Origin of the sequence: Delftia sp. DT-2, assembly GCF_028401915.1 — a bacterium.
Taxonomy (GTDB): Bacteria; Pseudomonadota; Gammaproteobacteria; order Burkholderiales; family Burkholderiaceae_C; genus Comamonas; species Comamonas tsuruhatensis.
The window spans coordinates 422,535-444,535 of sequence record NZ_JAQOTI010000005.1 but is presented as its reverse complement, the minus strand read 5'-3'; the positions used below and the strand labels follow the sequence as shown (position 1 = coordinate 444,535).

General features: G+C 67.7%; 16 protein-coding genes and 2 pseudogenes. 13 read left to right on the top strand and 5 right to left on the bottom strand.

The features are described from left to right. The 5 genes and pseudogenes from PO605_RS11520 to PO605_RS11500 form a co-directional block, all read left to right on the top strand. A pseudogene (locus PO605_RS11520) lies at positions 1–588 on the top strand (DUF6765 family protein); the annotation flags it as partial. Next, positions 573–1,487: pseudogene (locus tag PO605_RS11515) on the top strand (hypothetical protein); the annotation flags it as partial. The pseudogenes PO605_RS11520 and PO605_RS11515, both read left to right, overlap by 16 nt. A 243-nt stretch (positions 1,488–1,730) precedes the next feature. Then, the gene (locus PO605_RS11510; protein WP_047470604.1) at positions 1,731–2,240 is read left to right on the top strand and encodes a sigma-70 family RNA polymerase sigma factor; all 510 of its coding nucleotides are present in this window, start codon (positions 1,731–1,733) and stop codon (positions 2,238–2,240) included. Beyond that, complete coding sequence (locus tag PO605_RS11505) at positions 2,237–3,247, top strand: FecR domain-containing protein (RefSeq protein ID WP_047470603.1); 1,011 nt, start codon at positions 2,237–2,239, stop codon at positions 3,245–3,247. The genes PO605_RS11510 and PO605_RS11505 overlap by 4 nt, the downstream gene beginning before the upstream one ends. Positions 3,248–3,409: 162 nt before the next feature. Next, positions 3,410–5,956 (top strand): TonB-dependent siderophore receptor, encoded by a 2,547-nt coding sequence (locus PO605_RS11500; RefSeq protein ID WP_272206509.1) that lies wholly within the window; start codon positions 3,410–3,412, stop codon positions 5,954–5,956. Between the two features lie 37 nt (positions 5,957–5,993). Here the strand turns inward: PO605_RS11500 and PO605_RS11495 are convergent, their stop codons facing one another. Next, positions 5,994–6,263, bottom strand: a complete 270-nt coding sequence (locus PO605_RS11495) for a hypothetical protein (RefSeq protein ID WP_442855541.1) — start codon at positions 6,261–6,263, stop codon at positions 5,994–5,996. A gap of 9 nt (positions 6,264–6,272) precedes the next feature. Continuing rightward, positions 6,273–6,644 (bottom strand): hypothetical protein, encoded by a 372-nt coding sequence (locus PO605_RS11490; RefSeq protein ID WP_047473417.1) that lies wholly within the window; start codon positions 6,642–6,644, stop codon positions 6,273–6,275. Between the two features lie 489 nt (positions 6,645–7,133). Between PO605_RS11490 and PO605_RS11485 the strand changes: the two genes are divergently transcribed. From PO605_RS11485 to PO605_RS11450, 8 genes are all read left to right on the top strand, one after another. After that, positions 7,134–8,489: a sigma-70 family RNA polymerase sigma factor gene (locus PO605_RS11485; RefSeq protein WP_272206508.1), complete on the top strand. Its 1,356-nt coding sequence runs from the start codon at positions 7,134–7,136 to the stop codon at positions 8,487–8,489. Between the two features lie 132 nt (positions 8,490–8,621). Then, positions 8,622–11,117, top strand: a complete 2,496-nt coding sequence (locus tag PO605_RS11480; protein WP_047473137.1) for a TonB-dependent siderophore receptor — start codon at positions 8,622–8,624, stop codon at positions 11,115–11,117. 205 nt (positions 11,118–11,322) lie between these two features. After that, positions 11,323–11,658 carry a DUF3649 domain-containing protein gene (locus PO605_RS11475; protein ID WP_049801421.1) on the top strand — a complete coding sequence of 112 codons (336 nt, stop codon included), beginning with the start codon at positions 11,323–11,325 and terminating at the stop codon, positions 11,656–11,658. 1 nt (position 11,659) lies between these two features. Beyond that, the gene (locus PO605_RS11470; RefSeq protein ID WP_272206507.1) at positions 11,660–13,381 is read left to right on the top strand and encodes a PepSY-associated TM helix domain-containing protein; all 1,722 of its coding nucleotides are present in this window, start codon (positions 11,660–11,662) and stop codon (positions 13,379–13,381) included. Continuing rightward, a complete protein-coding gene (locus PO605_RS11465; RefSeq protein ID WP_016450743.1) occupies positions 13,378–13,755 on the top strand; it encodes a DUF3325 domain-containing protein in 378 nt (125 codons plus the stop codon). The genes PO605_RS11470 and PO605_RS11465 overlap by 4 nt, the downstream gene beginning before the upstream one ends. Before the next feature lie 49 nt (positions 13,756–13,804). Then, entirely contained in the window at positions 13,805–15,046 is a 1,242-nt protein-coding gene (locus PO605_RS11460) for an efflux RND transporter periplasmic adaptor subunit (protein ID WP_126312215.1), read from the top strand. Beyond that, positions 15,046–17,067: an ABC transporter permease gene (locus PO605_RS11455; RefSeq protein WP_272206506.1), complete on the top strand. Its 2,022-nt coding sequence runs from the start codon at positions 15,046–15,048 to the stop codon at positions 17,065–17,067. The genes PO605_RS11460 and PO605_RS11455 overlap by 1 nt, the downstream gene beginning before the upstream one ends. Before the next feature lies 1 nt (position 17,068). Next, on the top strand, positions 17,069–18,526 hold the full coding sequence (locus PO605_RS11450) for an efflux transporter outer membrane subunit (RefSeq protein ID WP_272206505.1): 1,458 nt from the start codon (positions 17,069–17,071) through the stop codon (positions 18,524–18,526). A gap of 70 nt (positions 18,527–18,596) precedes the next feature. Here the strand turns inward: PO605_RS11450 and PO605_RS11445 are convergent, their stop codons facing one another. From PO605_RS11445 to PO605_RS11435, 3 genes are all read right to left on the bottom strand, one after another. Then, positions 18,597–19,871, bottom strand: coding sequence for an acyl-CoA dehydrogenase family protein (locus tag PO605_RS11445; RefSeq protein WP_016446718.1), 1,275 nt, complete (start codon positions 19,869–19,871; stop codon positions 18,597–18,599). Between the two features lie 79 nt (positions 19,872–19,950). Then, complete coding sequence (locus PO605_RS11440; RefSeq protein ID WP_272206504.1) at positions 19,951–21,036, bottom strand: phosphotransferase; 1,086 nt, start codon at positions 21,034–21,036, stop codon at positions 19,951–19,953. 145 nt (positions 21,037–21,181) lie between these two features. Beyond that, on the bottom strand, positions 21,182–21,901 hold the full coding sequence (locus PO605_RS11435) for a Crp/Fnr family transcriptional regulator (protein ID WP_012205125.1): 720 nt from the start codon (positions 21,899–21,901) through the stop codon (positions 21,182–21,184). Positions 21,902–22,001 lie beyond the last annotated feature (100 nt).

Below are 22,001 nucleotides of genomic sequence, written 5' to 3'. Positions count from 1 at the left end.
CAGTTCCTGGGCGAATTCCTGCACTCCTACCTGGACACCTTCAGCCACCGGGACAAGGACAACCGGCCGTTCGATGCTATCAGCGTGAAGCTGGGCATAGGGCATGGGCTTGCGGGGTCCGAGCCGGATTACACCTATGACGATGAATACACAGGCAACGATCCCATCGTGCTGGAGCACATCTGGCGTGTGCGCAAGGATCGCACGCTTGCGGGAGAGAAAGCGGTTTATGAGTTCCTGACGTCTTATGGAACCAGACCTGCACTTGGTTTTGAAGAGATCAGGAGTGTGCTGGAGGGGTTCAATGCAATCAGGGAAGAGGGGAAAGAGTTTTCGAAGAAAACCAGATTTTTAAAAGAAATAATCAATCAACTGATTAATGACAAAAAACTGATATTAAGCAAAAACAATGAAAATGAAAAAGCAACTAAAATTATTGAGATAAATCTGGAAAAGGGAGGCGACGATGAGTATCAGACAGAAGTTGCAGAGAAAAACAGGAAAATATATCTAGATAGTCTTTCTGGTCAAGAAGATAAATATCCAGGCGTTTGCTTACCAGGTAGCAGCATATGCAAAAAAGTATAGCTTTTATATATATTTCTGTTTTTTCTTGCATTATTCTGGCGAGCTGCCAGTTTGCCTCCGAAAAATCACTCAGTACTGAAGAATGGGCAGAGCGTCGCCACTCACCTAGCGATAAGAACCCTCCTCCTGAAGGCTGCAAAACCGTCAAATATAGAGGCGGCTACTACCCTATCACGGAAGCCTTTGAAGGGTCTGGCCGCCACTGCGTGGTCCATGATTTTGTACAGCGCAAGGCACGCGACTGGATTGAAGGGGGAATAGAGCGTGGTGAACCTCGAGGTGCTATTCTAAAATTTTTCCGCAGCAACAATTCTGATCTTGATTTACAAAGTCATCTTGTAACAGGAGCACCATTCTCCAATACAAGTGGTATTGGGACCTTGCCATCCAAGAATGGTTTTTTCAATTTAAGAGTGCATAATGGAAAAATTGAAACCCCTGGAACATACGGAATTGGTGTTGATATGATTCCCCATGTTGTCGCAAGCGACAGAATCAAGGAATTAACAGAAGATCTTCCGGTTATGAAGACGAACGGCTGGAACAGCGAAACCAAGAATTTCAACGAAATCCCCTGGGACTACTCTCCACCCACCTTCTACACCGCAGAAAACCTCCAAATCAAATCCGGCGGCCGCGCCATCATCATGGCGGGCTCCGACAACGTGGTGCGCAACAACACCATCGAGGTCGATGGCCGCACCGCTGTCTACCTGTATGGCCCGCGCTCGCTGGTGGAGGGCAATACCTTCATCGTGCACATGGACCCGCGCGACAAGGCGCCGCTGCCCGCCATCCTCAAGCTGCGCGATGCCGATGGTTCCATCATCCGCAACAACCGCTTCATCGTGAAGCGCAGCGGGCTGTTCAGGAAGAAGGAAGAGGAACCCCAGGCCGGCATCAACCTGCTGGAGTCCAAGGACGTAGTGATCGAGGGCAATGTGTTCGAGCAGGTCGCATTGCCGGTGCGCAAGGATGCGGCCAGTACCACGGCTGAGAGCGGCAACACCTCGCAGGGCGGCAGGTGATGGGGGCTGGGTCGGCATCACCGTGGCAACGCAGCGCAGTCCAACCGTTAGAATGCAAATGAGAATTGATCTCATATTTCGGGCCAGCCGCCCACGCATTCCTCCTCCCGCGCCATGCCTGCCGCCGAAACCTCCCTTCACCGCGAAGTCGCCACGCTCTACACCGACCACCACGGCTGGCTGCAGGGCTGGCTGCGCAAGAAGCTGGGCGATGTGCACCAGGCGGCCGATCTGGCGCACGACACCTTTGTGCGCCTGCTGGCGCGCGACGAGCCTGTGCAGGCGCGTGAGCCGCGCGCCTTCCTGACCACGGTGGCGCAGCGCGTGCTGGCCAACCACTACCGGCGCCAGCAACTGGAGCGCGCGTATCTGGAGGCGCTGGCCCAGGCGCCGCAGTCCTTTGCCATCTCGCCCGAGGAGCGCGCGCTGCTGCTGGAGGCGCTGGACGAGATCGACCGCATGCTCGACGGCCTGCCTGCCCCTGTGCGGCGGGCCTTTCTGATGGCCCAGCTGGACGGCATGAAGCAGGCCGACATTGCGCGCGAGCTGGGCCTGTCGCTGACGACCGTCAAGCGCTACCTGGTGCAGGCCGGCATGCACTGCTATTTCGCGGTGGATGCATGACGGCGCCGGGAGCCGGCCTGCCGCCCGAGGTAGCGCGCAGCGCCATCGAGTGGTGGCTGAAGCACCAGGATGGCCAGCTGTCCGATGAATTGGCCTGCGAATGGCAAGCCTGGCAGGCCTGGCGCGCGGCCGATCCGCTGCACGAGCAGGCCTGGCAGCGCATCGCTGCCGTCAACCAGCGGCTGGCTGGGCTGGTGGCGCCGCCGCAATCACCGATAGCCCGGGCTGCGCTGGCCCCGCGTGGTTCCGCTCGCCGGCGCGTGATCCGGTCCCTGGCCGTTGCGGCCTTTGGTGCCGGCATTGCCTGGCAGCTGGAGCAGCGCCTGCCCTGGCAGGGCTGGGTGGCCGATGCACGCACGGCGCGGGGCGAGCGTCGGCAGATGGCGTTGCCGGACGGCACGCAGATCGTGCTCAACGGCGCCAGCGCGCTGGACATCGAATACGGTCCCCGGCACCGCCGTCTGCGCCTGCTGCAGGGCGAGGTGCTGGTCACCACGGCCAAGGACACCGAGCAGCCCGCCCGGCCCTTTGCCGTGCAGACCACTGCGGGCGAGGCGCTGGCCCTGGGGACGCGGTTTTCCGTGCGTGCGCTCGCGGATGGTGATTTCCAGGTGGGTGTGTTCGAGGGTGCCGTGCGCCTGACCCCCCGGCTGGCCGGCCAGGGTGTGCTGGTGGTCAGGGCGGGCGAGCAGGCCACGCTGCGGGCCGATGGCGTCTCGCCAGCCACCGCCGTGCATGAGGACAGCACCGCCTGGACCGAGGGCATGCTGGTGGCGCGCGGCATGCCGCTGGCCCGGATGCTGGAGGCGCTGCAGCCGTACAGCGATGCGGCCCTGGCCTGCGAGCCCGAAGTGGCCGACCTGCGCATCTCAGGCACCTATCCGCTGGCCGAGGTGCCGCGCGTGCTGGCCGTGATCGGTGCGCTGCCGGGACTGGAGCTGCGCTCCATGACGCGCTGGTGGGGCCGGCGCGAGGTGGTGGTGGGCAAGAAGGCGGCAGGGGCTTGAAGGGGTCTGCGCAGTTTTTTGAAGAAATCTGCGCCCGGGGTGGTCTGTTTCGAGAACTCGCGGGACATGGAGGAAGAGGGGGGCTTGCCATGCCGGGCCCGCCCATCGATTCGTCCATCCATCCGTTTGTCTTTTCCTTCCAGGCCCAGTCCTTCGCACACCATGGCATATCCCTCAGCGCCCCGGCGCTTTCCCTGCGCCTTGCGCCCCTCCGTCGTCCCGTCCCGTGGCCTGTTGCTGGCTTTGGCCTGCGCGGGGCTGGGCAGCAACCTGTGGGCGCAGGCGCCTTCGCCGTCCGTCAACACCACGGCCGCCACAGCAGCCACACGCAGCTACCAGATTCCGGCGGGCACGCTGGAGGACGCGCTCAACCGCTTCGGGCGCGATTCGGGTTTGCTGCTGTCCTTCACCCAGGACCAGGTCCAGGGCCTGCGCAGCCCGGGGCTGCAGGGCAGCCACACCGCGCAGGCCGGCCTGGCCGCGCTGCTGCAGGGCACGGGGCTGGAGGCGGCGGTGCAGCCGCAAGGCGGCTATGTGCTGCGTCCGCGCGCCGTGCCCGATGCCCGGGCGCCAGACGTTGCCCCTCGCTCGGTGTCGCTGGCCGAGGTGCGCGTGGCCGCGCGCCGCGCCGGCGACGGCACGACCGAAGGCACGGGCTCCTACACCAGCCGCGTGACCAGCATTGCCTCCAAGACGGACCAGTCGTTCCGCGAGATTGCGCAGTCGGTATCGGTGGTCACGCGCGAACAGCTCGACGACCAGCGCGTGACCGATGTGACCGAGGCCCTCAAGCTCACGCCCGGCGTGGTCGTGGCCAATACCGTGGGCGACTTCTATTCGCGGGGCTTTCAGATCACCAGCATGCAGATCGACGGCGGCGCGCCGCTGGCTTTGGGCGCCTACACCTATTCGCCGCAGCAGGACATGGCCTTCTACGACCGCGTCGAAGTCATGCGCGGCGCCTCGGGCCTGCTGGGCGGCGTGGGCGATCCGGGCGGCATCATCAACCTGGTGCGCAAGAAGCCGCTGGCCCAGCGGCAGTTCAAGGCCGCGCTGTCGGCCGGCTCCTGGAGCCGGCGCGGCGTGGAGCTCGATGCCAGCGCGCCGCTGGCCGACGACGGCCGCGTGCGCGGCCGCGCCGTGCTGTCCTACCACAAGGGCGACTCCTACATGGACCTGCGCAGCAGCGAAAAGCCCTCGCTCTACGGCGTGCTGGAGGCCGACCTCACGCCCGACACCCTGCTGACCGTGGGCGGCAGCTACGGAAAGACCCATGAGAACGGCGACTATGCCGGCCTGCCGCGCTTTGCCGACGGCAGCAGCCTGGGCCTGCCGCGCCACACCAACTTCACCCAGCCCTGGGCCTATTACGACTACGAGACCAAGGAGCTGTTCGCCCAGCTCGAGCACAAGTTCGACAACCGCTGGAAGGCCAAGCTCAACGTCTCGCGCGTGGAGACCGAGCTGGACCGCTTCTGGGTCTACATGGGCGGCGCCATCAACCCGCAGACCCTGGCGGGTGCGGTCTGGCGCGGCGGCCACATCCAGTCCGGCAATACGCAGGAGGTGGTGGACCTGAGCCTGGGCGGCCCCTTCCAGCTCATGGGCCGCACGCATGAATTGCTGCTGGGCGCGGACTGGCAGCGCGTGGAAAGCTTCTGGCAAAGCGCCAATTTCACGGGCAGCGGCACCGTGGCCAGCAATCCGTTTGCTCCCAGCATCTGGACGCCGCCCACGGAAACCTACTTCAACACCCGCTACGGTCCCTGGGGCCAGAAGCAGATGGGCGGCTATGGCGTGCTGCGCCTGCATCCCACGGACAGGCTGCACCTCATCCTGGGTGCGCGCGCCAGCCGCTACGACTTCCAGCAGTCGATCTGGAACCTGGATGCGCAGGGCAACCGCACGCCCTGGTCGAACACGCCGTTCAAGGAACCCACCAAGATCACGCCCTATGGCGGGGTGATCTATGACCTGAACAGCCAGTGGTCGGCCTATGCCAGCTATTCGTCCATCTTCAAGCCGCAGGCGCTGAGCATGGCCGGCCCGGCGCCGGGCACCTCGCTGCCGCCGGTCAAGGGCGCCAGCTACGAGGCCGGCCTCAAGGGCGAGCTGATGGACGGGCGGCTGAACGCCATCTTCAGCGTCTTCAATGTGGAGCGCACGGGCACGGCCGTGGTGGACTCGCGCTACGAGACCAACGACAGCCGCTGGGGCGGCAACTGCTGCTACCTGGCACAGGGCAAGGTCACCAGCCGGGGCTTCGACATGGAATTGGGCGGCGAGCTGCAGCCCGGCTGGCAGCTGGCAGCGGGCTACACCTTCAACAACACCCGCGACCGCAGCACCGAAAAGACCTACAGCAGCATCACGCCGCGCCACCTGTTCAAGCTGTCCACGGCCTATACGCTGCCGGGCGAGCTGTCGCGCTGGAAAGTGGGCGGCAGCGCCCAGATCCAGAGCACGCACTACGTCAGCGGCACGGCGCTGTCGGCGGCGGGCACGTCCGTGCCCTTTGACTTCACGCAGGGCGGCTACGCGCTGTGGAATGCCATGGTGCAGTACCGCATCGACCCGCGCTGGACGGTCACCTTGAACATCAACAACCTGTTCGACAAGACCTACTACCAGACCCTGGGCAGCACCTTCAGCAACAACCTGTATGGCGCCCCGCGCCACGCCATGCTCACGCTGCGCGGCAGCTTCTGAGGACGGCGGCGCAGGCGTTCTGGCCGCCGTGGCGCGGTCAGCAGCCTTGCGGGCGGCACGCCAAGTACTGGGCCTCCACCTGCACATGGTCAGCCAGTTGGTCTGCGCTGTCGCGGATGGCGCGCAGCGCATGGGCCAGGGCCTGCTGGCTGTGGTGCTCCTGCGGTGCATGCACTGCCGCCAGGGCCAGTTGCGCCAGGGCCGAGATCTCGGAGCAGTTTTCCTGCACGCTGCTGTGGATCTCGGTGATGGCGCTGGTCAACTGGTGCAGGCTGGGTGGCTTTGTCCTGAGGGTGTCCTTGTCCATGGCCATGCCTCAGCCCTGCGGGCGCACCGGCTCATGGGTGCGGCATTCGAGCAGGTGCGCCATGGCTTTGGCGGCTGCCTCGGCCGCTTCGGCGCGGCGCATCTCGGCCGCGTCTTCAAACCCGCAGCCCATGGCCTGGGCCTCGGTGCCGGCGTAGTCGGCCAGCGTCTCGGCGCTGTCGCGGATGCTTTGCAGGGCGCGGGCCACCACGTCCATGTGGCGATGGCCCTTGGGCGTCTCCAGCCATGCCAGGGCGAGCTGGGCGATGGAGGAGATCTCTGCACAGCCTTGCTGCACGAGATGGTCCACCTGGGTGAGGGCGCTGGACAGTTGCCGGGTGGTGTGGCTGTCCGTGGCGGATTTGGGCTGGGCGGGGTTCATGCCTGAGCCCTCCGTGTGGAAGGGGTGGCGCCAAAAGAGGGCGCGCAGGCGAGTGCCAGAGAAACGGCAGTCATGTTTCCGTGCTCCTTACTGAGACTGAAACCACCGACTCCGCGTTTTGAAGCACGAAACAGGTGGACGGGATGTTCAAAACACATAGCAAGATGTGCGGACGCCCTTGCGGGTAGCCCCATCCCGCCCGAAACCGCAGGGGCGTGGACGAGCGTCCACAGCCCGGAATCCAGACGTGACAAGGCCTCGCTTTCGGGGAGGCAGCACCGCTTACTAAATGGGTGTTTTGAAGCACCGGCCCCGGGACAGGGGGCTGGTGCGGATGATAGCGCGTGCGGCGTGCGCAAAGTCGCTTCGCGGCCCGTTGCACCTTGCGATCGCGCCCTTTCAGGAACGGTCCAGGAACCGCTGAAAGAGCCCGGCATGCATTGCGTTTATTGAGAATGATTCTTCTTTGCGCGGTTATGATCCGGCCCCATGGATTTGTCCGCCTCCTTCACCCGCGCTCTGCTTTCCGGCTTTGACCGGGCCTATGCCGACCTGGTGCGTGCCGCCACGCGCAGCACGGGCAGCCGCGAGGAGGCGGGCGACCTGGTGCACGACACCTGGCTGCGGCTGGCGGAACACGCGCGCAGCGCCCCGGCCGAGGCCGCAGACCTGGCCGGGGCCGCGAATCCGTCCCAGATGCCGCGCGACGCCACGGCCTATCTGGCCGTGATGGCCCAGCACATGGCGCTGGATGCGCACCGCCGCCGCCAGCGCCATGCCCGCTACCTGGGCGAGGCGGCAGTCCATGAACAACTGGCGCCCAGCCATGCGCCCGATGTGGCCGACTCCGTCATGTACCGCCAGGCGCTGGCCGTGCTGGAGTCCGCCTTGCACAGCCTGCCCGAGCGCTGCCGCGCCGCCTTCATCGCCCACCGCGTGCAGGGCGAGCGCCAGCCCGAGATTGCCGAGCGGCTGGGCGTCAGCCTCAACACCGTGGAGCGCGACCTGATCCAGGCCAGTGCCTGCATAGAGGATGCGCTGCACCGCTGGCGCGGTACGCGGCACGGCAGCGCCGTTGCGCGACATGCAGGTCGGCGGCGCAGCCTGGCCGCGCTGCTGGGCGTGGCCGGTTTCGGCCTGGGCGGCAGCCTGGGCTGGCAGCAATGGCGGCACTACCGCGACACGCATGTGCAGTGGCAGGCCGGCTGGTCCAGCCTGCGCGGCCAGCAGGTGCGCCATGGCCTGCCGGACGGCTCCAGCCTGCTGCTGGACGCGCTCAGCAGCGCGCAGGTGGAGTATTTCGCCACGCGGCGCGTGGTGCAGCTGACGCAGGGCGCAGCCTTCTTCGAGGTGGAGCGGGACGAGGACCGGCCCTTCACCGTGCAGGCCGGCGGCGTGCGCGTCACCGTGCTGGGCACGCGCTTCGGCGTGGAACTGGCCACGGGCGCCCAGGGGCAGGAGCGGGTTACGGTGCAGGTGGAGTCGGGGCGTGTGCGCGTGCAATCCGATGCGGATGGCGGGCGCTTCTATGAATTGTCTGCAGGCCAGGGCCTGCGCATGGAAGGCACGGTGGCCACCCAGACCCGGGGCGATGCCGGGCAGGCGGCATCCTGGCGGCATGGCGAGCTGGTGTTTGCCGACGCCACGCTGGGCGAGGCCCTGGCGCGGCTGTCACGCTATGCGCCGTTCGACCTGCAGGCCACGCCCGAGGCCGCGCGCCTGCCGCTGAGCGGGCGCGTGCGCATCGCCAATGCCCATGCCTGGGTGCGGGCGCTGCCCCATGCGCTGCCGGTGCAGGTGCGCAGGCAGGCCGATGGCGGCCTGCTGGTGGCCGCGGCGGGCTGAGGCGTGACGGTGGCAAGAGCAACTGCATGCGCACGGCAGCGGGGCGCACATTGTTTTTCAGGAGTTTTCCTGGCCAGTCGTCATGGCAGTGATCCCTGTGGGTCCCTTCCATCACTGCCAAGGACGATTTCCATGCATCCGCTTTTCCCTTCTTCGGGCGCCTGCCGTGCCGCCCTCCATCCGCTGGCCCATGCCGTGCTCTGCCTGGGCCTGGCCATGCCGCTGCAGGCGGCGCTGGCCCAGCCGGCCGCACAGACGCTGCGCTTCGACATAGCGGCGCAGCCGCTGGCCAGCGCGCTGGACCAGTTCGCGCGGCAGGCCGGACTGCAGCTGGTGTTCACGCCCTCGCTGGCCGCCCAGCGGCAGGCGCCGGCGGTACGGGGCGAGCTGCCGCTGCGCCAGGCGCTGGATGATTTGCTGGCCGGCAGCGGCCTGCAGGGCCATGTGCAAGAGGGCACGCTGACCGTGCAGCCCGTCGCCGCCATCGAAAAGACGCTGGCCGAAGTGCGGGTGAGCGCGCGCCGGGCCATCGACGGCACGACCGAGGGCACGGGCTCGTACACCAGCCGCGTGACCAGCATCGCCTCCAAGACGGACCAGTCGTTCCGCGAGATCCCGCAATCGGTGTCGGTGATCACGCGCCAGCAGCTCGACGACCGCCGCATGACCGACATCCGCGACGCGCTGGCCGCCACGCCCGGCATCACCACCAGCCAGATCAATTTCGACTCCACCTATTTCTATTCGCGCGGCTTCCAGATCGACAGCATGCAGATCGACGGCGGCGCGCCGCTGAACATCGCCCAGTACACCTACAGCGTCAACCAGAGCATGGACTTCTACGACCGCGTGGAGGTGATGCGCGGCGCCTCGGGCCTGCTGGGTGGCGTGGGCGACCCGGGCGGCATCATCAACATCGTGCGCAAGAAGCCGCTGGCCGAGCCGCGCTTCGTGGTGCAGCAGTCCATCGGCAGCTGGAACAACTACCAGACCATGGTGGATGCCACGGGGCCGCTGGCCCTCGATGGCCGGGTGCGCGGCCGGGCCGTGCTGTCCTACCAGGACACGGACCAGTTCGTGGACATCAAGCACACGCGCGCTCCCCAGTTCTACGGCGTGGTCGAGGCGGACCTGACGCCAGACACCCTGCTGACCGTGGGCATGAGCCGCAGCAAGATCCGCACGCGCGGCGATGGCGGCGGCGACGTGCCGCGCTACAGCGACGGCAGCGATATCGGCCTGCCGCGCCACACCAGCTTCACCCAGCCCTGGGCCACGGGCCGCAAGGACAACAGCGAGCTGTTCGGCGCGCTGGAGCACCGCTTTTCCGCACGCTGGAAGGGCAAGCTCAACCTGACCCGCAGCAAGTCCAGCTATGACGGCTCCACGGTGTTCGGCTATGGCGCGCTGGACCCCGCAACCGGCCTGGGCGTGAACTGGAACGGCGGCGGCCACTACCTGTACGAGAACCGGCAGACCGTGCTGGACGCCAGCCTGGCCGGCAGCTTCGACCTGGGCGGGCGCACGCACGAGATCCTGCTGGGCATGGACCGGCAGAAGGTGGAGAGCTTCTGGAACGTGGGCTATTCCACCGATGCCACGGGCGTGGAGCCCATCGATGTCTACAACCCCGGCGCCTGGCGCCCCGCGCCGGCCGGCGAGATCTCGCGCCGCTACAACCCCTGGGGCCAGGACCAGTCGGGCGGCTATGGCGTATTGCGCCTGCATCCGACGGACCGCCTGCATGTGATTGTGGGCGCGCGCTATGCCAAGTACCGCTTCAACCAGGTCTATGAGTCGCTGAATGCGGCGGGCCAGTGGGAATTGGCATCGGGCAGCCGCTTTTCCGAGCCGGCCAAGTTCACGCCGTATGGCGGGGTGATCTATGACCTGAACAACCAATGGTCGGCGTATCTGAGCTATTCCTCGATTCTCAAGCCGCAGGCGCTGTCCAAGTCGGGGCCTCCTCCGGGCAATTCGCTGGACCCGGTCAAGGGCAAGAGCTATGAGGCCGGTTTCAAGGGCGAATTGGCCGATGGCCGGCTCAATGCCACATTCAGCCTTTTCAACGTGGTGCGCACGGGCACGGCGGTGACGGATACGCGCTATCCGAGCAATCACGAGGAATGGTCGGGCAATTGCTGCTTTCTGCCGCAGGGCAAGGTGACCAGCCGCGGCTTTGACGCCGAGATCGGCGGCGAGCTGCGCCCGGGCTGGCAGATCGCGGCCGGCTACACCTACACCACCACGCGCGACAAGACCGAGGACGCGCCCTACAGCAGCATCACGCCGCGCCATCTGCTCAAGCTGTCCACGGCCTATGTGCTGCCGGGCGAGCTGTCGCGCTGGAAGATTGGCGGCAGCGCCCATATCCAGAGCAAGCACCATGTGCGCGATACGCTGTATGACGCCGACTGGAATGAAGTCGGCCGCTACAACTTCACCCAGGGCGGCTATTCGGTCATCAATGCGATGGTGCAGTACCGGATCGATCCGCGCTGGACGGTTTCCCTGAATCTCAACAATATCTTTGACAAGACGTACTACCAGACCGTGGGCTATGCGAGCGGCGGCAATTTCTATGGAAAGCCGCGCAATGCGGTGCTGACGCTGCGCGGCACCTTCTGAGGGCCGGGGCGGGGTCCAGGAGGGCCCGCCCCAGTCCGACCCAGGCCACTGGCCGCAATGGCGAAAACCATTGCGGCTGGCCTTTTTTTCGATCTCGTTTGTCATGTATGAGGAGGGCCTTGAAGGCCGCCGCATCACGGCATCCGTTTTGGCCCCTTGTTTGCACGCATTCGTGCGTTCCTGTGCTTATCCGAATACCCATTACATGCCCCAATCCCAACCCGCTGATCCTGCAGATATCACCCAGGCCGACAGGCCCGTCCATCCGGGCCTGCTTGTCCTGTCCCGCCTGCTGGCCGCCGTCTTCGGCGGCTATGCGCTGGCCAGCGCGCTGGCGGCCTTCCTGGCCGCTGCGCTGCCCGGCGCGCGTGTCGATGCCGTGATCGCCGGCATGCAGTGGAGCTTTGCGCTGCACGCGCTGGCGGTGATCTGGGCGTTCTCGCCGGTTTCGGCGGGCCGGGTCTGGCTGGGGTTGCTGGTGCCTGCGGCGCTGATGGGCGGCGCCGCGCTGCTGCTGGCGCGCAATGGCGCGGGAGGCTGAGATGGCCAAGGCGCAGATCAGCAAGGTCCCCGGCAGCGGCGCTGCCACGGGCGGTTTCCGCCAGGCCCAGGCCTGGCTGCATACCTGGTGCGGGCTGTGGTTTTCGTGGCTGCTGTTCGCGGTGTTCCTCACGGGTTCGCTGGCCGTGTTCCAGGAAGCCATCACGCACTGGATGACGCCCGAGCACCATGCCGAGGAGGCGGCCGAGGCGGCAGCGCGCGCCGCCGCGCCGGCCGGGCAGGGTGCGGACCTGGGCCAGCGCCTGGCCTGGGGCGCGGCCTACATGCAAAAGCACCACCAGGGCGCGCAGATGTGGGAGATCTGGCCGTCCGACGACAAGGGCGGCGGCGACCTGCGTGTCTACTGGTTCGACGCCAACCGCCAGTACGCCGATGCCGAGCTGGACACCGCCACGGGCGAGGAAATGGGGGCCGGCCACGGCCATGGCCACGGTGCCGCGCGCGCCACCATGGGCGGCAACCATTTCGTGGATTTCCACTATGAACTGCATGCAGGGCAGGTGGGGCTGTGGGTGATCGGCATTGCCGCCATGGCCATGCTGGTGGCCCTGGTCAGCGGCGTGATCACGCACAAGCGCATCTTCAAGGACTTCTTCACCTTTCGCGCACACAAGGGCCAGCGCAGCTGGCTGGACGCGCACAACGCCGTGGCGGTGCTGACGCTGCCCTTCCAGTTCATGATTGCCTATACCGGCATCGCCATCTCCAGCCTGAGCTTCATGCCCGTTGGCGTCTGGACGGTCTATGGCACGGACCAGGCCGCCCGCACGGCCTTCATCGCCGACATGAACGAGGCCGGGCCGCCCGCGCTGTCCGGCAAGCCCCTGGCGGTGCCCGATCTGGAGCCGTTTGCACGGCGTGGCCAGGAGCTGATGGGCCAGGCGGTGCGCGCGGTGGTCATCGACCATCCCGGCGATGCCTCGGCACGCATCGGCGTCTACGGCTGGAACAGCGATGACCGTGCACATCAGCGCCTGAGCCCCAATTCGGGCATGGCCATGTTCTCGGCCGCCACGGGCGAGGTGCTGCAGGTACGCCTGCCCGGCGGTGCCGACGGCGGCACCCCCTCGCTGGCCCAGGCGGTCATGGGCGGGCTGCACATGGCCAAGTTCGGCGGGTTGGCCATGAAGTGGCTGTACTTCCTGTGCGGCCTGGCGGGCGCCGCCATGATGGCCACGGGCGCCATTCTCTTCATGGTCAAGCGCCGCAGCCGCCACCAGGGCGAGTTCGGCAGCGCCACGGCACGCGTGTACCGGCTGATCGAGGGACTGAACGTGGCGGCCATTGCAGGCCTGGGCCTGGGCTGCATCGCCTACCTGTGGGCCAACCGCCTGGTGCCCGTGGGCCTGGCGCACCGTGATGACTGGGAGCTGGCCGTGTTCTTCGGGCTGTGGGGCCTGGCGCTGGTGCATGCACTGGCCTGCGCGCCAGCCACGGCCTGGCGCCAGCAGATGGGCCTGCTGGCCATGCTGTGCCTGCTGCTGCCGCTGCTCAACTGGATCACCGTGGGCGAGCCGCTGTCGGCCCACATGCTGGAGGGCGACTGGGAAAGCGCCGGGGTGGAGCTGTTCTGCCTGGCCACGGGGCTGGCGGCCGCCTGGGCCTGGCGCTGGCTGGCGCGGCGCGGCGCGGGTGCCGCCGCCAAGGCAAGGACGGCCAAGGGGCAGGCCGCCGTGGCCGGCCCCTCGGAGGTGCAGGCATGAGCACGTTGCACGCATCCCTGGCCGCACTGGCCCTGGCCTTTGCAGGCATGGCGGCCCTGGCCTTTGCCATGGACCGCCACTACGAACAATTGACCGGCGCGCGCGAGCTGCCGGCCCGCCGTGGCCCGCAGTTGCGCGGCCTGGGCACGGCGCTGCTGGCGCTGGCCCTTGTGCCCGTTGTCTCGGGCTGGGGCGGCACGGTGGGCACGGTGGCCTGGCTGGGCTTTGTGTCCGCCGGCGCGCTGATGGCCGTGGCCCTGATCAGCGCCCATGCGCGCTGGGCGGCGCGGCTGGCCTGGTTGGCTGGCGTGCTTGCCGTGGCGGATTTGGCGTGGATTGTTTTCAGTTTCGGCATTACGGGGTTTTTCAGATGAGTTTCCTGCTTTCGTTCCAGTTCGGGGTGTGTGTGGTCGGGAGGCAAGCATGACGCGCACGCAGCAACGCTGGAAAGCCATCGCCGTGGCGGTGGTCCTGTTGGCGGCGGCCGGGGGCGCGGCCGCCTGGTGGTCCAGCCGGCCTGCCGTGGCCTACCAGACCGAGACCGTGGCGCGCACCGATATCGAGTCCACCGTCACGGCCATCGGCACGCTGCAGCCGCGCCGCTATGTGGACGTGGGCGCCCAGGTGTCGGGCCAGGTCACCCGGCTGCGCGTGGAGCCCGGCGCCCAGGTGGAGAAGGGCGCGCTGCTGGTGGAGATCGACCCCAGCGTGCAGCGCGCCACGGTGGATGCGGGGCGTGCCTCGCTGGCGGGCCTGCGCGCCCAGCTGGCCGAGCAGCAGGCGCTACGCAAGCTGGCCGAGCAGCAGCTCACACGCCAGCGCCAGCTGGCCCGCGACGGGGCCACGCGCGAGGAAGACCTGCAGACCGCAGAAGCCAACCTGGCCGCAGCCGGCGCCCGCATGGAGCACCTGAAGGCCCAGATCGACCAGACCCAGGCCACGCTCAAGGCCGACGAGGCGCGCCTGGGCTATACGCGCATCTACGCGCCCATGGCGGGCACCGTGGTGTCGGTGGAGGCACGCGAGGGCCAGACGCTGAACGCCACCTACCAGACGCCCAACATCCTGCGCATTGCCGACCTGTCGGCCATGACGGTGTGGACCGAAGTGTCCGAGGCCGACGTGCGCCGCGTGCGCGACGATATGCCGGTGTACTTCACCACGCTGGGCGGCGCCGACCAGGCCAGGCCCCGGCGCTGGTCCAGCAAGGTGCGCCAGGTGCTGCCCTCGCCCTCTACCAGCCAGACGCCGGCCGGCGGCAATGCGGGCCAGGCGCCTGCGCCCGCCACCAAGGCCGTGGCCTATACCGTGCTGTTCGATGTGGACAACGAAGACGCCGAACTCATGCCCCAGATGACGGCCCAGGTGGTCTTCGTCACCGGCCAGGCCGCGCAGGCACTCACCGTGCCGCTGATGGCCGTGGCCGACAAGGCGGGAACGACTGACAAGGCGGAAAAGGCAGAGAACGCCGAGAAGGCCGAGAAGGCCGGCAGCACGCAGACCGTGCGCGTGCTGGACGCCAAGGGCCAGCCCGAGCAGCGCACCGTGCGCCTGGGCGTGCGCAGCCGCCACCAGGCCGAGGTGCTGGAGGGCCTGCAGGAAGGCGAGCGCGTCATCGTCGGCGAGACGCCTCTGGACCGTGGCCCGCGGTGGCTGCAATGGTGATGGCGCAGGGCATGCAGGCCGGTGCGCCGCTGACCGGACCGCTGATAGAGCTGCGCGGCATCACCAAGCACTACGGCGGCGGCGACAGCGGCCAGCCCGCCGTCACCGTGCTGCACGGCATCGACCTGGAGATTCGCGCGGGCGAGTTCGTGGCCGTGGTGGGCAGCTCGGGCTCGGGCAAGTCCACGCTGATGAACATCCTGGGCTGCCTGGACCGGCCCAGCGAGGGCAGCTACCACTTCCAGGGCCAGGACGTGGCCACGCTGGACTCGGACGCGCTGGCCTGGCTGCGGCGCGAGGCCTTCGGCTTCGTCTTCCAGGGCTACCACCTGATAGCCAGCGAAAGCGCCAGCGAGAACGTGGAAATGCCCGCCATCTACGCGGGCCTGCCCAAGGAAGAGCGCGTGCGCCGCGCCCGTGCGCTGCTGGAGCGCCTGGGACTGGGCTCGCGCCTGGGCAACCGGCCCAACCAGCTGTCGGGCGGGCAGCAGCAGCGCGTGTCGATTGCGCGCGCGCTGATGAACGGCGGCCAGATCATCCTGGCCGACGAACCCACGGGCGCGCTGGACTCGCACAGCGGCGCCGAGGTCATGGCCCTGCTGCGAGAGCTGGCCGATGCGGGCCACACCATCATCCTCATCACCCACGACCGCACTGTGGCCGCCCAGGCGCGCCGCGTGATCGAGATCAGCGACGGCCGCATCACCAGCGACAGCCGGCGCGACGATGCAGCCAACGCGGTGAATGCGGCAAATGCGGCAAATGCGGCGAATGCGGGCGCCGCTGCCCTGCCGCTCACGCCGCAGCGCGGCAGCGCCGGCGCGCCCTGGCTGGCCGAGCTGTTCGAGGCCGCGCGCAGCGCCTGGCGCGGCATGCGCATGAACCGCGTGCGCACCAGCCTGACCTTGCTGGGCATCGTCATCGGCGTGGCCTCGGTGATTGTGATGCTGGCCATTGGCGAGGGCGCGCGGCGCAAGGTGGTCGAGCAGATGGGGACCATGGGCACGGCCATCCTCTACATGGGCAGCAAGCCGCCGGCCACGGGCGGGCCGGCCGGGCAGATGACCGAGGAAGACCTGGCCGCCGTGCGCGAACTGCCCGAGATACGGCGCGTCATGCCCGTGATCGGCGACCCCATCACCGTGCGCTACGGCAAGGCCGACAAGCAGATCTACGTGTTCGCGGCCAGCGAGGAGATGCCCCTGGTGCACCACTGGAAGGTGGCCCAGGGCCGCTACTACACCGAGGCCGAGGACCGCGACCTGGCGCCCCTGGTGGTCCTGGGCCACAAGGCGCACCAGCACTTCTTCCCCGACACGCCCAACCCGCTGGGCCGCCAACTGATCATCGGCACATCGGCCTTCGAGGTCATCGGCGTGATGAGCGAGCGCGGCGCGGACTCGGGCGCGCAGAACTATGACGACATGGTCTTCATTCCCTACCGCTCGGGCCGGGCGCGCGTCTACCAGTCGCAGACCCAGCCCGACTATGTGGTGATCGAGGCCATGTCCTCCGACGTGGTGCACGAGGCGGAGGAGGCCATGCGCAAGCTGCTGCTGGCGCGCCACGGCGGGCGTGAGGACTTCGGCATCGGCAACGCGGCCGCGCGCATCCAGGCCGAGGCCGCCACGCGCCAGAGCATGGCGGTGATGCTGGGCCTGATTGCCGCCGTCTCCCTGGTGGTGGGTGGCATCGGCGTGATGAACGTGATGCTGATGACGGTGCGCGAGCGCACGCGCGAGATCGGCATCCGCATGGCCACGGGCGCGCGCCAGCGCGACATCCTGCGCCAGTTCCTGACCGAGGCCAGCCTGGTCACCTTCGTGGGCGGCACGGTGGGCCTGCTGGCCGGGCTGGCCGTGGGCGTGGTGCTCATCGTGGCGGGCGTGCCCGTGGTGTTTTCGGTGCGTGCCATGCTGGGCGCCTTTGCCTGCGCCGTGGTGACGGGCCTGGTGTTCGGCTACATGCCTGCCAAGACGGCGGCGCGGCTGGACCCGGTGCGCGCGCTGGCGGGAGAGTGAGATGAAAGACATGAACGACAAGACGCTGGGAAATGCGCGCCTGGGCTGCATCGCCCTGGCCCTGGCTGCGCTGGGCGGCTGCGCCGCGCAGCAGACGATGCCGGACAGGACAGCGCCTGCGCTGGCCGCTTCCTGGAAGCAGCAGGGCGAAGTCCTCCCTGCCTCTGTTTCACCCCAGTGGTGGCAGGCTTTTGGCAGTGCGGAGCTGGGCGGCATGGTGCAGGCCGCCCAGGACCAGAGCCTGGACATGGCTGCCGCCATGGCCCGCGTGCGCCAGGCCGAGGCGGCCACGCGCCAGGCAGGCGCGGCGCTGCTGCCGTCGCTCAATGGCGAGCTGCGCGCCCAGCGCATGAACCATGCACAGGTGGCGGGCGGGCAGGCCAGCGTCTACGGCGCTGCGCTGACGGCTTCGTATGAGGTGGACTTCTGGGGCCGCAACCGCGCCACGCGCGATGCGGCGGCCGCGGCCTGGCAGGCCAGCCGGTTTGACCAGGACACGGTGCGCCTCACGGTCACCGCCCAGGTGGCCCATGGCTGGCTGCAGGCCGTGGCGCTGCGCGAGCGCCAGGCCATTGCGGCGCGCAACGTGGCCAATGCCGAGCGGCTGCTGGGCCTGGTGGAGTCCCGCGCGCGCGCAGGCGCCGCCACCCAGCTGGAGCTGGCCCAGCAGCGCGGCCTGGTGGCCAGCCAGCGCCAGGCCCTGGCCACGCTGCGCCGCCAGGGCGAGGATGCCGATGCCACGCTGGCCGTGCTGCTGGGCCAGGCCCGCCGCCCCGCGCTGGCCACGGATTCGCTGCAGACCCTGCAGCTGCCCGAGATCGGCGCAGGCCTGCCCACGCAGCTGCTGCAGCGCCGGCCTGACATTGCCAGTGCTGAGGCGCAACTGACCGCCGCCAGCGCCAACCTGCAGGCCGCCCGTGCGGCGCTGTGGCCCCGGCTGACCCTCACGGGCAGCGCGGGCACCAGCGCGGGCCGCGCCAGCGACTGGCTGCGCGAGCCGGTCTATTCGCTGCTGGCCGGCCTCGCCGGCCCCATCTTCGACGGCGGTCGGCTGGCGGCCGAGCGCGATGGCGCCCAGGCCCGGCGCGAGGAGCTGCTGGCCGGCTATTACAAGTCCATCGTCTCGGCCTATGGCGATGTGGACCTGGCGCTCAACGCCGTCCACGGCCTCAAGGCCCAGGCCGAGGCCCAGGCCGAGGTGCTGGCCCAGGCCCGCCAGGCCGTGTCGCTGGCCGAGCTGCGCTACAAGGCCGGGGCGGAAAGCCTGCTGTCCCTGCTGCAGGCCCAGACCACGCTGTACGCGGCCCAGGACGATGCCGTGCTGCAGCGCCTGCTGCAGCTGCAGGCGCGCGTGGCGCTGTACCGGGCGCTGGGCGGGGGATGGGAGGCGCCTGCCATGGGCACTGAAATGCCGGAAAGGCAGGCACAAAAAAGCCAGGAGGCATTGCCACCTGGCTGAGAGGGAAGGGCCAGGGCCGCCACCCGGTCCTGCCGGGTGTGCGGCCCCAGGCCTCAGGCCTGAAGCCTGCTCAGCTGCCGCGCGTGATGGGCACGCCGGCATCCTTGCCGTAGGCGCCGTACTTGCCCAGCTCCCACTTGGCGATGGCGTTGCGGTGCACCTCGTCCGGGCCGTCGGCAAAGCGCAGCGTGCGCGCGTGGGCGTAGGCGCTGGCCAGCGGGAAGTCGTCGCTCATGCCGCCGCCGCCGTGCACCTGCATGGCCCAGTCGATGACCTGGCAGGCCATGCTGGGGGCCACGACCTTGATCATGGCGATCTCGCTGCGTGCCACCTTGTTGCCGGCGATGTCCATCAGCCAGGCGGCCTTGAGCGTGAGCAGGCGCGCCATGTCGATGCGGCAGCGTGCCTCGGCGATGCGTTCCTGCGTCACGGTCTGCTGCGCCACGCTCTTGCCGAAGGCGATGCGCGAGCTGGCGCGCTTGCACATCAGCTCCAGCGCGCGCTCGGCCAGGCCGATCAGGCGCATGCAGTGGTGGATGCGGCCGGGGCCAAGGCGGCCCTGGGCGATCTCGAAGCCACGGCCCTCGCCCAGCAGGATGTTGCCCACGGGCACGCGCACGTTCTCGAAGTACATCTCCATGTGGCCGTGCGGCGCATCGTCATAGCCCATGACGTTGAGCGGACGCACGATGCGGATGCCGGGCGCGTCGCCGGGCACGATGATCATGCTTTGCTGCGAGTGCTTGGGCGCATCGGGGTCGGTCTTGCCCATGGTGATGAAGACCTGGCAGCGTGGATCGCCGGCACCCGAGATCCACCACTTGTGGCCGTTGATCACGTACTCGTCGCCCTGGCGCTCGATGCGGGTGCAGATGTTGGTGGCGTCGGAGGAGGCCACTTCGGGCTCGGTCATGGCGAAGGCCGAGCGGATCTTGCCGTCCAGCAGCGGCTTGAGCCAGCGCTCCTTGAGTTCGGTGCTGCCGTAGCGCGCAATGGTCTCCATGTTGCCGGTGTCGGGCGCAGAGCAGTTGAACACCTCGCTGGACCATGGCACGCGGCCCATGATTTCGGCCAGCGGCGCGTATTCCTGGTTGGTCAGGCCGCCGCCCTTGTAGCCTGCGGCCTCGGCGCTGTCCACGGGCAGGAACAGGTTCCACAGGCCTTGCTCCCGGGCCTTGACCTTGAGCTTCTCGATGGTCTGCAGCGGCGTCCAGCGCTTGCCTGCGGCGGTGTTGGCTTCCATCTCGGCGGCATAGTCCTTTTCGCCGGGATAGATGTGCTCGTCCATGAACTTCAGCAGGCGTTCCTGCAGGTCCTTGGTCTTGGGCGAATATTCAAAGTCCATGGATGCGCTCCTTCTCTTGGCTTGTCGCTTGTGGTGGAAACGGGGTGATCGGTGAGTGTTGGGGGCTGGTCTGGATGGCTCAGCTGCGCTGGGCGAAGGACCAGGCCAGCTCGGCCATGGGCCGGGCGGTGTCGCCGGAGGCCTTGGCCTGGGCGCTGGAGGCCGTGCCGGCCTCCACGCGCTTGGCAATGCCCTGCAGGATGGCCGCGATGCGGAACATGTTGTAGGCCATGTAGAAGTTCCAGTCGGCGCGCAGCGTGTCCACGTCCTTGAGGCCCGTGCGCTCGCAGTAACGGCGGATGTATTCCTCTTCTTCCGGAATGCCCAGGGCCGCCAGGTCCTTGCCTGCGATGCCCCGGCCCAGCGTGGCGGGGATGTGCCAGCTCATGCAGTGGTAGCTGAAATCGGCCAACGGGTGGCCCAAGGTGGACAGCTCCCAGTCCAGCACGGCGATGACGCGCGGCTCGGTGGGGTGGAACATCAGGTTGTCCAGGCGGAAGTCGCCGTGCACGATGGACACGCGCGAGGCATCCAGCGCGCTGGCCGGCATGTGGGCGGGCAGCCACTGCATGAGCTGGTCCATCTCGGGGATGGGCTGGGTGACCGAGGCCACGTACTGCTTGCTCCAGCGGCCGATCTGGCGCTCGAAGTAGTTGCCGCTCTTGCCGTAGTCGGCCAGGCCCTGGGCAGCGAAGTCCACGGTGTGCAGGGCCGAGATCACGCGGTTCATCTCGTCGTAGATGGCGGCGCGCTGGGCCGGCTCCATGCCGGGCAGGGACTGGTCCCAGAGCACGCGGCCTTCCATGCACTCCATGATGTAGAAGGCGCGGCCGATGATGGACTCGTCCTCGCACAGCGCATACATGTGGGGCACGGGCACGTCGGTGCCGGCCAGGCCCTTCATCACGCGGAACTCGCGCTCGATGGCATGGGCCGAGGGCAGCAGCTTGGCCACGGGGCCGGGCTTGGAGCGCATCACGTAGCTGCGGCCGGGGGTGATCAGCTTGTAGGTGGGGTTGGACTGGCCGCCCTTGAACATCTCCACCTGCAGCGGGCCGGCAAAGCCCTGCACATGGCCCTGCATCCAGGCGGTGAGCGCGGGCACGTCGAATGCGTGCTGGTCGGAGACGGCGCGTGTGCCTACGAAATGGTCGAAAGTGCTCATGGGGCAGTCAGTCCTGTGATCGGTTCGAGAATCGGTTCAACAAACGGGAACAGCCGCGCGGCACGGGCGCGGCAAGGCACCGGCCGGCGCGAACGTCCGGTCGGTGCAAGAAAAGGGGAGGGGGCGCGGCGCGGGCCGCGCAGGTTCAGGCGTCGGGCGCAGCGATGCGCAGCAGCGTGTCGCGGTCGCAGACCACCAGGCCGCCCGGCTCGATGCGGATGGCGTTCTCGCGCTCCATGGCCTTGAGTTCCTGGTTCACGCGCTGGCGCGAGGCGCCCAGCAACTGCGCCAGTTCCTCCTGCGCCAGGTGCAGGCCGATGCGGATCTCGCTGCCATCCGACAGGCTGGTCACGCCATAGCTGCGCACCAGGTGCAGCAGCTGCTTGGCCAGGCGCGCGCGCAGCGGCAGGGTGTTGAGGTCCTCGACCAGGCCGTAGAGCTGGCGGATGCGCCGTGCATGCAGGCGCAGCATGGCTTCCGAGAACTCCACATGCATGGACAGGATTTTCTTGAAGTCGGTCTTGGACACGCACAGCAGCGTGGTCTCGCCGTGCGCATAGGCATCGTGCGTGCGCTTGTCCCCATCCAGGATGGCCACGTCGCCGAACCAGATGCCCGGCTCCACGTAGTCCAGCGTGATCTGCTTGCCCGTGATCGAGGTCGAGCTCACGCGCACCGCACCCCGGGCGCAGGCGATCCATTCCTCGGGCGGTTCTCCGCGTGCGCAGATGAGCGTGCCATCTTTGAACCGTTTGACGTAAGCGCATCGAAGAATGTCGTGCCGAAGCGATGGAGAAAGTGATGAAAACCAGCGACCGGAATTGATCGCTTCACGTTCTTCGATGGTAAGAATCGGGTCGTCCATGGCCTGTCTTTTGCGTGACTGATGACGGTCACATTGTCGCGTGTGGGACCGCCGCGGCGCAGCATGCCGCCGGCGGGCCTGTCACTTCGGTGTCTGGGCC